The sequence below is a fragment of the Cnuibacter physcomitrellae genome (assembly GCF_014640535.1).
Classification (GTDB): domain Bacteria; phylum Actinomycetota; class Actinomycetes; order Actinomycetales; family Microbacteriaceae; genus Cnuibacter; species Cnuibacter physcomitrellae.
The window spans coordinates 49,946-62,467 of the sequence record NZ_BMHD01000003.1 but is presented as its reverse complement, the minus strand read 5'-3'; the positions used below and the strand labels follow the sequence as shown (position 1 = coordinate 62,467).

Genomic DNA, 12,522 nt, shown 5'->3' with positions numbered 1-12,522 from the left:
GGTTCGCCCGCTCATCCTCGCCGCCTCGGCTCTGGTCGGAGCAGCTCTCCTGGCGGGACCCTCATCCATTGCCGAAGCGGCCGAAGACACCCTCACCGTGGACAGCCCCACCGAAGGTGAGGTGCTGGCCTCGCGCACCGTGACCTTCGCCGGCGCGGGTACCGACGGGGCCGTCGTCAACGTGCTCGACCCTGACGGGACGAGGCTGGAAGGAACGACCGCGGTCGTGGTCGCCGACGACAGATGGTCCATCACCGTGACGTTCCCCGCAGCGGCAGCGACTCGGCAGACCGTCACCGTCAGGCAGGTCACCGGCGGATCCGGCGCCGGTGAGGAGACCGTCTCCTTCATGCTCCCGGACCCGGACCCGGCGCAGCTCACGGTGGCGACACCGTCGCCGGGGGAGGAGCTTCTGGCCCGCACGGTCACCTTCTCCGGGACGGGGGAGACCGGATCGACCATCACCGTTCTCGGCCCCGACGGCGCACCCGTGCCCGGCAGCAACCCGACCACGGTCACGGACGGCACGTGGACAGTCATAGCCACGTATCCCGAGGATGCTGCCCGTGCCCAGACGGCCACCGTCGACCAGGCCACAGCCGAAGGAGTACACAGCCAGGCGGTCGTGACGTTCCAGCTGCCCATCGTGCTGCTGCCCGCACCCGTCATCACCTCCCCGCCCACCGGCGCCACCCTCGCGGGGGAGACGTTCACCATCACGGGCACCGGGCAGCCGGGCACCGTCGTCGTCGTCTTCGCCAGCCCCCGGGTCCCGTCCGACGTCATCGACGACACGCAGGGACCCCAGGACCCCGTCACTGTCGATGGATCCGGCCGATGGACATCCGACGTGCAGCTCACCCCCGGGTCCTACCGGATCGTGGTCGGCGTGGCAGAACTGGACCAGGCAGGCCGCTTCGTCCAAGTCATCTCAGAACCCTCCCTGCCTGTCCTCATCACCGTGCAGACATCGGCTTCATCGGCGGGTAATCCTCCCGCTTACGACACTCCCCATCTGGCGGACACGGGGGACAGCCTCTCGACGCTGCTGCCCGTGGGAGGTCTCTGCGTGCTGCTTGGAGTCGCTCTCACCCTTCTTCTGAGCGGCTCCGCGCACCCCCGCGCGATCCACACCTCGCGCGGTCGGTAACCGCCGATCGTTGCCGCTGTGGCGTACGCCGCCACCACAGAACGGACCACCCTCATGACTGCCAGCGACACCCGCATCCTCCCCTCTACCCGACTGGACGTCCTCGGCCTCACACTCCCCACCACCCCGAGGGCAACCCGTCGCACTGCACGACGGACGTGCCCGCACCTGCGCCGTGGCACCCCTCCGCAACGGAGCACTCCTGGCCACCGGCCGCGTCGTTCAGCGAGGAAGCATGGGCCCCCAGCCCGTGGACATCGCCACCGCCCAACGATCTGGCGCTCTCCGCCACCCCGAACGCGATCGCCGACACCGCCGCCACACTTGGCAGCGTCGACGACATCGACCAGATCATCACCATCACCGGCACCGTCGCCGTCGAACCGACCTTCACCGACCACGGCCACATCCTCGACACCGACAACCAGCCCGACATTGCATCCACGGCGTCGCATCCCTACCCGGAAACGCCCCCGTCACCGTCGAAATCGTCTCTGCAATCCGCACCCGCTAACCACCTCTTCCCTCGCTCCCGGGAATCCTTCAGCCGTAGCTGATGATCGTCGCTAGGGCGGCGGCGGTGCCGTCCTCGGCACCGAGTTGTCGACTGAGACCCTCCACCGCCGGGCGATGCAGGGTCGCGGCGTCAAGTGCGCGTCCGACTCGCGTGCTCGTCAATTGGCCTGGTCGGATGGCTGCGGGTGCGAGGCCCTGCCGGTGCAGCAGCGCACCCCAGAAAGGCTGATCGGCCATGAACGGGACGACAACGGAGGGGGTGCTCGCTCGCATGGCCGCCTGGATCGTGCCGATGCCGCCATGATGAACGGCGCTGACCGCATGAGGGAGCACCTGTGCGTGCGAAACCGATCCGACGGTGAGGACATCGTCGCCCCGCAGACGAGCCGGTACCTCGATGCCGCCGAGCCCGGTCGCGACGAGCAGCCGCAGCCCGCGGTCGCGAGCGGCGAGGACCAGGCTCCGGCCGCGAGCTGCAGGGTCGCCCGAGGCCATGGACCCGAAGCCGGCGTATATGAAGGGGCCGCCTGCGAGGAACGCGGCGACATCCGGATCCACGGCTGCGGCCGCTTCGTCGTGAAGCCAGGGTCCTGTCATGTGCACCTCGGAGGGCCAATCGTCCGGTCTTGGGAGCAGAGCGGGGCTGATGGGCATCAGCGTCGACGTCGGCGATGGTGTGGCGCTGCGAGTCACTCCGAGCAGACCGGCGGCCTCATCGAGGGCGTCGACGAAGAGCGCGGACGCCAGGGACGCGGCGCGATAGGTCGACCGATTCAGCGATCCCAGGTCTGCTGTCACCGTGCCTGCGGCGGGGAATGCGCGCGTCGGGGTGACCGTCGGGGCCAACTCGACGAGCACATGCGGAATGTCGAGGGCTGCGGCGATCAGGGGAGCGGACAGGACCTTGGGGTGAGCGACGATCACATCAGGTCGATAGGCGAGCGCCGTCCTCGCGGCGCCGACGATCACGTTGCGCATCGCCGGTCTCACGATCGCCCGAAAGCTGCGAGCCGCGGCGAGCACCGATGCGCCCTGCTGTCGCACCATGGAGGAGAAGTCGGCAGCGAGACTCACGACGTTGAGCCCCTCGACCGAGGCACCGGAGTTCACGGGGACCGCTACCCGGACGTCGAGACCCGAGGCGGCGGCCGCGCGAGCCAGTGCGAGGAAGGGCTCGACGTCGCCCCTGGTTCCCGCGGTGACGAGCAGCAGTCTCACGCCCGACCGTCACTCCCCGAGCGAGCCGCGGCGCCGGTGTCCTCGCCGATGAACAGGCCCCGCGCGTAGATCTCGGCGAGCGGGACCGCGATCCTGGCAATGCCGTCGACGTCGTCTGACTTTGTCAACCTGATTTGGCCCCGGGGTGACGGTTTGAAGTGGCCCCGTCGTGGCGGCGGGTCGATGTGGGTGGCTGTCTGTTGTCAGGCGCAGCAGGAAGTGGGGAGTTCGTTGCGGAAGAGGTTCGCAGTGAGGCGGATGCCTTCGGCCATGGTGAGGTACGGGGCCCAGGTGTCGGCGAGTTGGGTGACGGTGAATCCGGCTTTGATGGCGTAGGTCGCGGCGAGCATCATCTCGCCGGCGGTGTCGGCGAGGGCGTGGACTCCGAGGACTTTGCCGGTGTCGGCGTCGGCGACGATCTTGATGCCGCCGCGGGTGTTGTGGTTGGCGATGGCTCTGGGCACGTCGGCCAGTCGCAGGTATCGGCAGGCGCATCTGTATCCGGCGGCGATGGCTTCGGCTTCGGTGATCCCGGCCGAGGCGAGTTGGGGTGAGGTGAACAGGACGGAGGGCAACCCGGTGTAGTCGACCTGCTCAGAGTGACCGAGGGCGTTGTGTGCGGCGATCTTCCCGGTCCTCGCGGCGACGTACACGTACTGGGGCACGTCGGTGACGTCGCCGGCGGCGAACACCGCCGGGTTCGTGGTCCGCTGTTGTTCGTCGACAATGATGAAGCCGCGGGTGTCGGTCGCGATGCCCGCAGTGGCGAGGCCGAGCCCGTCGGTGCGGGGGGTGCGGCCGGTGGCGACGAGGACGCGTTCACCGGTAGCTACTTTCCCGGTGCGGGTGAGGACTCGGACCAGGTCGTCGTGTGGGGTGATCGTTGCGGCGCGGTCGCCTATGACGGTGATTCCGTCGGTCAGGAAGGCTTTGCGGAGCTCGGAGGAGAGTTCTGGTTCGGCGTGCGGGGCGAGCCGGCCGATGATGGTGACCTCGACCCCGAGCCGGGCGAACAGCTGGGCCTGTTCGAGGCCGACGAATCCGCCGCCGATCACCACGAGCGAAGCGGGCAGCTCGGTGAGTTCCATCGCCGTGGTCGACGTGAGGTAATCGATCTGCTCGAGGCCGGGGATCGTTGGGATGGTCGGTTCGGCGCCGGTGGCGATGAGATACGACTTGGCGCGAACCGGTCGTCCATCGACGAGCAGTGTTGAGGGATCGGTGAATGTTGCGGTGCCGGGGAGGATGTCGAACCCGTAGGCGGCGGCGATGTCGGCGTACTTGGTCTGGCGGAGCATGCCGACCAGCTCATCCTTCTGCTGCACGAGCGCGCCGAGGTCGACGGCCCCAGCGGAGGTGGCGGCGCCGGGGAACGGGTTCGTGAGCGCGGCGTGGCGGGTGTGCGCGGCCGCGAGGAGTGTCTTGGAGGGCACGCAACCCACGTTCACGCAGGTGCCACCGAGCGTGCCCGATTCGATGGCGACCACGCTCGCCCCCTCGAGTCGGGCGTGGATCGCCGCGGACATCGCCGCGCCGCCCGTCCCGACCACCGCAAGATCGAACTCGTTGTGCTGAGTCATGATGCCTCCTCGGGTGGACCGGGCCGCACGTGCGGCCCTATGCGACAGAATGGACCTTCAAGCATGCTTGAAGGTCAAACTGACGGTGGAGGTGTCACGATGCGGATCGGAGAACTCGCGGAGAAGGCGAGGACGAGACCGTCGACGCTGCGGTACTACGAGGAGCGCGGGCTGCTGCAACCGCCGGAGCGCACCCCGGCCGGGTACCGCAGCTATGGTGACGAGACGGTGCAGCGGCTCGAGTTCATCGATCGGGCTCGCGCGGCGGGGCTCACCCTTGCGCAGACCGCGGAGATCCTCGATGTTCGCGACACGGGTGGTTCGCCGTGCGCTCACGTGCTGGATCTCCTTGACCGCCGGCTCGTGGAGATTGATGAGCAGCTCGAGCAGCTGCGCGCCCTACGAGGGAGCATCGTCGAGCTTCGGGCGCACGCGACGGCAACGGCGTCCGAAGCCTGCACGCCGGAGTCCATCTGCCGCTACCTCTGATGACTTTCGGATCGCTACTGCCGCTGACGGGTGTGGTTGAGGCGGTACGAGGTGGTGCCGGTTTCGATGATGGTGCCGTTGAACGTGAGCCGGTCGACGATTGCCGCACACAGGCGCGGGTCAGTGAAGGTCTTCGTCCACCCGCTGAACGACTCGTTGGATGCGATCGCGACGGAGTTCTTCTCTTCCCGCTCTGTGAGGACCTGGAACAGGAGTTCGGCGCCGCGTCGGTCGAGTTCCATGTAGCCGAGCTCGTCGATCAGGAGCAGGTCAACGCGTCCGTACCGGTTGATGGTGCGGGTGAGTTGTTTCTCGTCGGCGGCTTCAACGAGCTCGTTCACGAGCTTCGTCGCCAGGGTGTACCGGACGCGGAAGCCCTTCTCTGCAGCGGCGGTGCCGAGGCCGATGAGGAGATGCGACTTCCCGGTGCCGGAGTCCCCGATCAGACACAGCGGATCGCCGCGGCGGATCCAGTCCCCGTTCGCGAGCGTATGGGTCGTTGCAGGGTTGACGTTCGGATTCGCGTCGAAATCGAAGTCCCCGAGCCACTTGTTCCTCGGGAACCCGGCTGCCGACACGCGGCGGACAACGGACCGGCGGTCCCGGTCGTCGCACTCGGCGAGGAGGAGCTCGGCAAGGAACCCTTGGTAGGTCAGCTGCTCACGTTCCGCGGCCGTGATCGCTTCGTGCATCACCGCCCGCATGGTGGGTAAACGGAGCCTGCGGCAGGCTTGGTCAACTGCGGCCGCGGCGGCTTCTTCGGTCAGCCCGCGCTGCCGACGCAGGGTCGTGGTGACATTCGTGGGGTTGCTCATGATCCGGCGATTCCTTCTCTCTCATCGGTGACCGGCGGTTCTGGTTCGGAACGTCGGTTAAGGAGTTCGTCGTAGTGCGCGACGGATGGCAGTGGCCGCCGGTCGGCTGGGAGTCCGGCGATCACCGCGGCCGGATCCATGAGGCGACGCTGGGTCAGGCTGACAACTCGCTGCACGTCACGTCGTGGTTGTTCAACGCGATGACGGTCTGACTCGGGCCCGGCGGCGTACAGTCGGGCTTCGACCGCGACGACGTCGGCGGACACCGCCCCGACCGTGAGGGCGGCACGGATCCCCGCGATCACGTCGACGGTTCGCATGGTCCTGTGGAGCAGGAGCACATCGATCAGAGCCCTTGTGCCGGCGCTGTCGCCATCGACCTTCCGCGCTTGCTGCCAGAACGCGTCATGCGCTGTCGTGAACACGCCGGCTTCGCGTGCACGGGCCAGCGCGGTGGACCCGGGCAACGCGCCGGGCTTGCGCCTGAGGACCTCGAGGTAGTGGTCAAGGTTGATCGACTCCCCGCCGCGGGCCACGACCCGCTCGTGCCGAGCGACCTCGGCGTGGCCGTCGAACACCACGAGTTCAGACGCCCGCAACGAGACCCGCACCTTCCGCCCGATCAGACGGGCGGGCACGGAGTACCTCGCCATCCGCACGGTGATCAGGCTCGAGCGGTCTACCCGCGGGTAGAGCACCAGGCCAGGATCGAACCGCTCGCCTGGCAATGGCGTAAGGCGGGCTTGTTCGTCGATGAAGTCTTGCCCGACAGTGCGGATCCGGGTGTTGATGCGTCGCTCGTTGTCGCGGGCGTCCCACCGGCGGATCTGCTCGTTCAACTCGGCGAGCGAGTCGATGACCGGCATCGGCGACAGCCAGGTGCGGCGAAACCGACCAACTTCGCCTTCGACGCCACCCTTCTCGTGGGCGCCGTCGATTCCGGGCTGGCAATAGAACGAGTCGAACCCGTAGTGCGAGCGGAACAGTACCCATCGGTCGTTCTCTACTCGGCTACGGCCCTTCCCATACAGCACCGTCTGTACCGCGGCAGTGAGATTGTCGTACCGGATGTGCCGGGTCGGGATCCCACCTATCTCGTCGAACGCGTCGATATGTCCTTCCAGGAACGCTTCCTGCGATTGCGTCGAGTACACCCGGTGCACCGCCTTCCCCGAGTGCGAGAGCCGGAACGTGAACATGTGGCACTTCGTTTTCACCCCGCCAAGGATCACCCAGACCTCGCCGAAATCGACTTCGGCTTCCTCACCAGGTGCGTGTTCCTGTGGGACGAACACCTCGACGCGGCGCCCGGCTGCGGCATCGATCTGGGCACGACGTACGCGCACGTAGTCGCGGACCGTCGAGTACGACAGTCCCGCCGCTTCGTGCCGTCGACCAGCCGCGCGAGAACCCTTGTCGCCGTGTGCCGCTGCTTACGAGGCGCGTCCAGATCCTGAGTGAGCATCGCGTCGATCACCGCCTTGTACGGCCCCAGCCGTGGAGACATCCGTGACGGTATCTTCCGCGGCGGCGGAATTGGCGACGCCAAGGCCTGCCGCACCGTGCGACGGTGGACCCCGAACCTGTCTGCCAACGCGCGCACCGATAGCCCGTCGACGCGCGAGGCACGGCGGATATCCGCGAACAATTCCACTTTCGACACCTGCCGGGCCCGCTCATCCTGAAGCAACACGAAACACACGCTCAGGTGGGGCCAGATCAAACCGTCAGAACCGCCCCGGCAAGTCAGAAAGTGGGGCCACTCCTAGCCGTCACTCCGGGGCCAAAACAGACTGACAGAGCCATCAGTCAGCTTCGAGCGGTCCAACACCACTTTCAATGAGGCCCTGGTCCTGGTGAGCGACCCCGAGAAGACCATCGCCACCATCGACGACGCGATCTCGGCCTGCTACGGGCAGGAGGCAGAGACGTCCATCAACGGAAAGACGGCGACGATGGAGTGGGAGCCCGCCCCCGCGTCTGGCGTCCAGGGGACGGCCAAGGGATACGTGATGAACGCCACCGTCAACTACGTCTCGACGTCGCTCCCGATGTACTTCGTAGCGGGCGACGGACTGCTCATCGTCACCAACGTCATCTCCGGCGCAGGCGAGAGGGTGAGCGATGAGGAGTTCGCCCAGCTAACCCAAGCCGCTGCCGACACCGCCCGAGGGTAGCGGTCAACGACGATCTGTCGGCCGAGGCCGGCGCGCCGGTTGACACGTCCGTGTCAGCCTTTTCGAGGAAGGAAACCCCATGCCAGTGTTCGACTCTCCCGGAGCACTGCTCACCAGCATCGCGCTGCTGATTGTGACCGTCGCCGTGGTCTTTTACCTGCTCACCTGGGCGATCCGGCTCGGCGTCAGAAGGGCGCTGCGCGACCACCACACCTACGTCACGCTCTACGAGAGCATGCCGGTCGCGACGGGCGCGACCCGCCGAGGACCGCGCCCCGACGCCGCACACGATTGGGAGGCCCAGCCGTGACCTTCGTTCGCTTCCTGTTGGCGCAAGACGTCACAGCCCTCAACGCCCCGACCCCGTTCGTCGTAAACACGGACCATGTCTCGCACTTCACCGTCGTGAAGACCGCCACGAACTGCGAAGTGGCGTTCGTGGCCACGGGCGGCGGGATCATCCCGCGGGTCTACCTGGGGCCGGCGACGCTCTCCGCGGACGAGATCTCCGAGCGCCTAGCGGAGCTGCGAGAAGCGATCACGGGCGCGGGGGCGGGACGGGCAAGCCGCCCGCTGTGGAGCCCGGGCGAGGACACGGCCCCGGAAAACGACGCGTCGGGTGAGGCGAGCGCGTGACGGCCATACCTGCTCGGCTCCGATCCGCGGTGATCGGAGCCGGAATCCTCCTCCTCGTCGTCACGGGCTGCCACAGCACCCCGCAACCCATCGACGAGTCCCGTCCACCCGTGCCGAAACATCCGACCATCACGATGCCCCCACCAGGCTGATCTGGCTGTCCCTCATACCCCTATGGGGTAGAGGGTGTACCCTTAGGGGGTATCCGATCGACCCAAGGAGCATCATGCACATCTCACGCAAGGACCTCGGCCTCTCTGACGTCAACAGCGGCTGTACCTGTTCAGCTGGGGCCCATGAGGCTTCGAGCCCCGCTCCCGCACAGAACGACATCATCACGCAGGAGTACCTCGTGACGGGCATGACGTGTTCTCACTGCGTCTCTAGCGTCAGCGAAGAGATCGCCACCATTGACGGTGTTCGTAGCGTCCACGTCGACCTTCGCGTTGGTGGAGCATCGCGAGTAGCCGTGCGCAGCGAGAAGGCCATCGAAGACTCCAGGATCGCGGCTGCCGTGGAAGAGGCGGGGTATTCGATCGCCACCGCGGAAGCATGACCTTCGCGGATGTGGAACTCGATATCGGCGGGATGACGTGTGCATCCTGCGCGAACCGGATCGAGCGCAAACTCAATAAGGTCCCGGGTGTCGAAGCGACCGTGAATTATGCGACGGAGAAGGCTCGCATCCATGCCTCAGCTGGGCTCACACCCGATGAGTTGATTGCAGTGGTCGAGGCAGCCGGCTACACGGCCGCTGTTCCGGCCCCGCCGTGGTCAGAACCCGCGGACTCAGGGGATGCCGCCGTCTCGGCGGTTGACGGGCTGCGCCGCCGACTACTGGTGTCGACCGCCCTGGCTCTGCCGGTCGTGGTCCTGTCCATGGTCCCGGCACTACAGGTCACGAATTGGCAATGGCTAGCGCTCACGCTCGCGGCGCCGGTCGCGGTGTGGGGTGCCTGGCCGTTCCATAGGGCCGCGTGGATTAACGCCCGTCACCGAGCTGCGACGATGGACACTCTCATCAGCGTTGGTGTGCTCGCCGCCTTCGGATGGTCGCTGTACGCCCTGTTCTTCGGCACTGCCGGCGAGCCGGGGATGCAGATGGCTTTTACGCTGTTCGGCACCGGGCACGGAGACGAGATCTACCTCGAGGTCGCCGCCGCCGTGACGGTGTTCATCCTTGCCGGACGCTATTTCGAAGCGAAGGCGAAGCGCGACTCGAGCGCGGCATTGCGGGCAATGCTGGAGCTTGGTGCCAAAGACGCGACCCAGCTCCGCGACGGGCGCGAGACCCCCGTCGCGGTATCGGCCTTGAGGCCCGGGGATCTGTTCGTAGTCCGCCCGGGGGAGAAGATCGCCACCGACGGGCTGATCACGGACGGCGCCTCCGCGGTCGATCTCAGCATGCTGACCGGAGAGACGGTACCCGTCGAGGTGAGCACGGGCGATCGCGTGGTGGGAGCGAGCGTGAATGTTGGAGGCCGACTGGTCGTTGAAGTCACTCGCACCGGTGCCGACACGGAGCTGGCTCGAATGAGTCGCCTCGTGGAGGACGCACAGACCGGCAAAGCGAACGTGCAGCGCCTGGCAGACCGGGTGTCCGGCATCTTTGTCCCTGTGGTGATCGGACTCGCGGTCCTCACCTTCATCGGATGGCTGATCGCGTCGGGGTCCGTCGAGGCAGCGTTCACCGCGTCGGTCGCGACATTGATCATCGCGTGTCCCTGCGCGCTGGGCCTTGCTACTCCGACGGCCCTGCTGGTCGGCACCGGTCGCGGATCACAGCTTGGAATCCTGATCCGCGGACCCCAAGTGCTCGAGGAAACCCGACGCATCGACACCATCGTTCTCGACAAGACCGGCACGGTGACCACCGGCCACATGACCCTTCTTGATGTCATCGCCGCGCCCGGCGAAGATGCCGGCGAGGTTGGTCGTCTTGCCGCAGCAGCGGAGAGTGGCTCAGAGCATCCCATCGCTCGAGCCATCAGTGCCGCCGCGGTCGGTCCGCACGCCGTCGAGTCCTTCCAGTCGCACAGCGGTTACGGAGTGCAAGCGATCGTCGATGGCCGCGTTGTCCTCGCCGGGCGGTCCAGTTGGCTCCGCGAACAGTGGGGCCTCGACACAGAATCGACCTTGACCACGGCCCAGGATGCCGCCGAGAACGACGGTAAGACCGTCATCGCGGTCGCGTGGGATGGCAACGTGAGAGGGCTCGCTGTCGTGGGGGACGTCCTTAAGCCGGGCAGTGTGGTCGCGGTCACGGAATTCCGGAAGCTCGGTCTGCGTCCCGTTCTGCTGACGGGCGACAACGCCGGCGCGGCACAGCTGATCGGCGCGGCCGCGGGCATCGCGGACATCCGGTCTGAAGTGACCCCGGAGGGCAAGCTCAATGTCATTCGTGAGCTCCAAGCGGAGGGCCGGACGGTGGCAATGGTCGGGGATGGGGTCAACGACGCCGCCGCTCTCGCTGCTGCGGATCTTGGCATCGCTATGGGGACCGGAACCGACGCGGCCATCGCCGCGGCGGACATCACCGTCATGCGCGATGACCTCGGAGCGGCCGCAGATGCGCTGCGTCTGTCGCGACGCACTTTCGGGATCATCAAAGGCAACCTGTTCTGGGCGTTCGCCTACAACATCGCCGCCATCCCGATCGCGATGCTGGGCCTTCTGAACCCGCTTGTCGCCGGAGCGGCGATGGCATTCTCCTCGGTGTTCGTGGTCTCGAACAGTCTTCGTCTGCGCCGGTTCGCTCCCCGCAACCCCACAGCGGCATCCCGGTAGCGGGGGATACGGTCAAGGTGACGGGAGGTGGAAGAAGGTGAGTCTTAGAGCGTTGCGCGCCGCAATCCTGCGCCCCACCGCCCTGCAACGGACTGTTCTGCTTCTCGGCGTCGTCCTGGCCATCGTCGCCGGCCTTCTAGCGATGCACACCATCGCAACCGGCATGACCGGCCACGGCGACCCAGGCACCGCCGCCATGACGGTCACCGATGACCACCGCACTGATCCAACGCACCCCGTCCCGATGGAACACGGGTGCGCTGACTGTGCACCCAGCCATGACATGACAGTGATGGTGTGCGTCCTCGCTCTGCTCGTCGGAACAGTCCTGATCCTTCCCGGCCTCCTGCATGGCATCCAACCCCACGCGCGATCCGCGGTCCGCTCCTCCCTTCTCGGCGCGGCCGTGCGCTCTGCAGCCTTCCGAGATCCCCCCGACCTCCTCAAGCTCTCCATCAGTCGGACCTGATTCACGGCCACCGCCTCGCTGCGGCATGCCCTGAACCACTTCCCTCACTAACTGAATGGACTTCACCATGTCTCGATTCCGCACCACCCTCATCCTCACCGGCGTTCTCGCCGCCGCTATCACGCTCGCCGGATGCTCATCCGGCTCCGGCTCCGGCTCGATGCCCGGAATGGACCACGGTTCCGGTAGCTCGATGGCACCCACGGACAGCTCGGAAACAGCGACCTTCAACGACCAGGACGTCATGTTCGCCCAGATGATGACCGCCCACCACCAGCAGGCCATCGAGATGTCGGACACGCTGCTGGCGAAGTCCGGGGTCGACGAGAAGATCACCCAATTGGCCGAAAAGATCAAGGCCGCTCAGCAGCCGGAGATCGACACCATGACCGGGTGGCTTGAGTCGTGGGGAGCATCAACCGACGGCATGTCGGGGATGGACCACGGCGGTGACGGCATGATGAGCGCTGACGACATGACCGCGCTTGAGCAGGCTGACGGCGCCGCCGCGGGGAAGCTGTTCCTCGAGCAGATGATCCAACACCACCAGGGCGCTATCGAGATGGCCCAGACCGAGGTTGACTCCGGCACGAACGCCGACGCTGTCGCCCTGGCACAGAAGATCATCACCGATCAGACCGCTGAAATCGCGGAGATGCAGTCTCTGCTCGCGTCCGCCTAGCCC

The 12,522-nt window shown here is 66.7% G+C and carries 13 protein-coding genes and 1 pseudogene; 10 read left to right on the top strand and 4 right to left on the bottom strand.

Annotated elements, in window-relative coordinates:
- Positions 1 to 97 precede the first annotated feature (97 nt).
- Entirely contained in the window at positions 98 to 1,150 is a 1,053-nt protein-coding gene (locus IEX69_RS19485) for a hypothetical protein (protein WP_157127494.1), read from the top strand.
- A gap of 158 nt (positions 1,151 to 1,308) precedes the next feature.
- Entirely contained in the window at positions 1,309 to 1,707 is a 399-nt protein-coding gene (locus IEX69_RS19480; protein WP_157127495.1) for a hypothetical protein, read from the top strand.
- On the opposite strand, the gene IEX69_RS19475 is transcribed toward IEX69_RS19480, so the two are convergent.
- Both IEX69_RS19475 and merA read right to left on the bottom strand, forming a co-directional pair.
- Positions 1,694 to 2,884 carry a glycosyltransferase gene (locus IEX69_RS19475; RefSeq protein WP_229756482.1) on the bottom strand — a complete coding sequence of 397 codons (1,191 nt, stop codon included), beginning with the start codon at positions 2,882 to 2,884 and terminating at the stop codon, positions 1,694 to 1,696. The genes IEX69_RS19480 and IEX69_RS19475 overlap by 14 nt on opposite strands.
- Before the next feature lie 203 nt (positions 2,885 to 3,087).
- Positions 3,088 to 4,464, bottom strand: coding sequence for a mercury(II) reductase (gene merA, locus IEX69_RS19470; protein WP_071044826.1), 1,377 nt, complete (start codon positions 4,462 to 4,464; stop codon positions 3,088 to 3,090).
- A gap of 99 nt (positions 4,465 to 4,563) precedes the next feature.
- Between merA and IEX69_RS19465 the strand changes: the two genes are divergently transcribed.
- Positions 4,564 to 4,953 carry a heavy metal-responsive transcriptional regulator gene (locus IEX69_RS19465; protein WP_054682943.1) on the top strand — a complete coding sequence of 130 codons (390 nt, stop codon included), beginning with the start codon at positions 4,564 to 4,566 and terminating at the stop codon, positions 4,951 to 4,953.
- 14 nt (positions 4,954 to 4,967) lie between these two features.
- Here the strand turns inward: IEX69_RS19465 and istB are convergent, their stop codons facing one another.
- Both istB and istA read right to left on the bottom strand, forming a co-directional pair.
- On the bottom strand, positions 4,968 to 5,768 hold the full coding sequence (istB, locus tag IEX69_RS19460) for an IS21-like element helper ATPase IstB (protein ID WP_085021676.1): 801 nt from the start codon (positions 5,766 to 5,768) through the stop codon (positions 4,968 to 4,970).
- Positions 5,765 to 7,431: pseudogene (istA, locus tag IEX69_RS19455) on the bottom strand (IS21 family transposase). Before istA ends, istB begins: the two are co-directional and overlap by 4 nt.
- 193 nt (positions 7,432 to 7,624) lie before the next feature.
- Here istA and IEX69_RS19450 point away from each other — a divergent pair.
- The 7 genes from IEX69_RS19450 to IEX69_RS19420 all read left to right on the top strand — a co-directional run bounded on the left by IEX69_RS19450 (position 7,625) and on the right by IEX69_RS19420 (position 12,519).
- Positions 7,625 to 7,945: a hypothetical protein gene (locus tag IEX69_RS19450; RefSeq protein ID WP_085021677.1), complete on the top strand. Its 321-nt coding sequence runs from the start codon at positions 7,625 to 7,627 to the stop codon at positions 7,943 to 7,945.
- A gap of 79 nt (positions 7,946 to 8,024) precedes the next feature.
- Complete coding sequence (locus IEX69_RS19445; RefSeq protein ID WP_085021678.1) at positions 8,025 to 8,255, top strand: hypothetical protein; 231 nt, start codon at positions 8,025 to 8,027, stop codon at positions 8,253 to 8,255.
- On the top strand, positions 8,252 to 8,581 hold the full coding sequence (locus IEX69_RS19440; protein WP_085021679.1) for a hypothetical protein: 330 nt from the start codon (positions 8,252 to 8,254) through the stop codon (positions 8,579 to 8,581). The genes IEX69_RS19445 and IEX69_RS19440 overlap by 4 nt, the downstream gene beginning before the upstream one ends.
- A 226-nt stretch (positions 8,582 to 8,807) precedes the next feature.
- Positions 8,808 to 9,137 (top strand): heavy-metal-associated domain-containing protein, encoded by a 330-nt coding sequence (locus tag IEX69_RS19435; protein ID WP_085021680.1) that lies wholly within the window; start codon positions 8,808 to 8,810, stop codon positions 9,135 to 9,137.
- The gene (locus IEX69_RS19430) at positions 9,134 to 11,368 is read left to right on the top strand and encodes a heavy metal translocating P-type ATPase (protein WP_085021681.1); all 2,235 of its coding nucleotides are present in this window, start codon (positions 9,134 to 9,136) and stop codon (positions 11,366 to 11,368) included. Before IEX69_RS19435 ends, IEX69_RS19430 begins: the two co-directional genes overlap by 4 nt.
- Before the next feature lie 52 nt (positions 11,369 to 11,420).
- Entirely contained in the window at positions 11,421 to 11,837 is a 417-nt protein-coding gene (locus tag IEX69_RS19425; RefSeq protein WP_157127496.1) for a DUF6153 family protein, read from the top strand.
- 55 nt (positions 11,838 to 11,892) lie between these two features.
- Positions 11,893 to 12,519: a DUF305 domain-containing protein gene (locus IEX69_RS19420; protein WP_229756481.1), complete on the top strand. Its 627-nt coding sequence runs from the start codon at positions 11,893 to 11,895 to the stop codon at positions 12,517 to 12,519.
- Positions 12,520 to 12,522 lie beyond the last annotated feature (3 nt).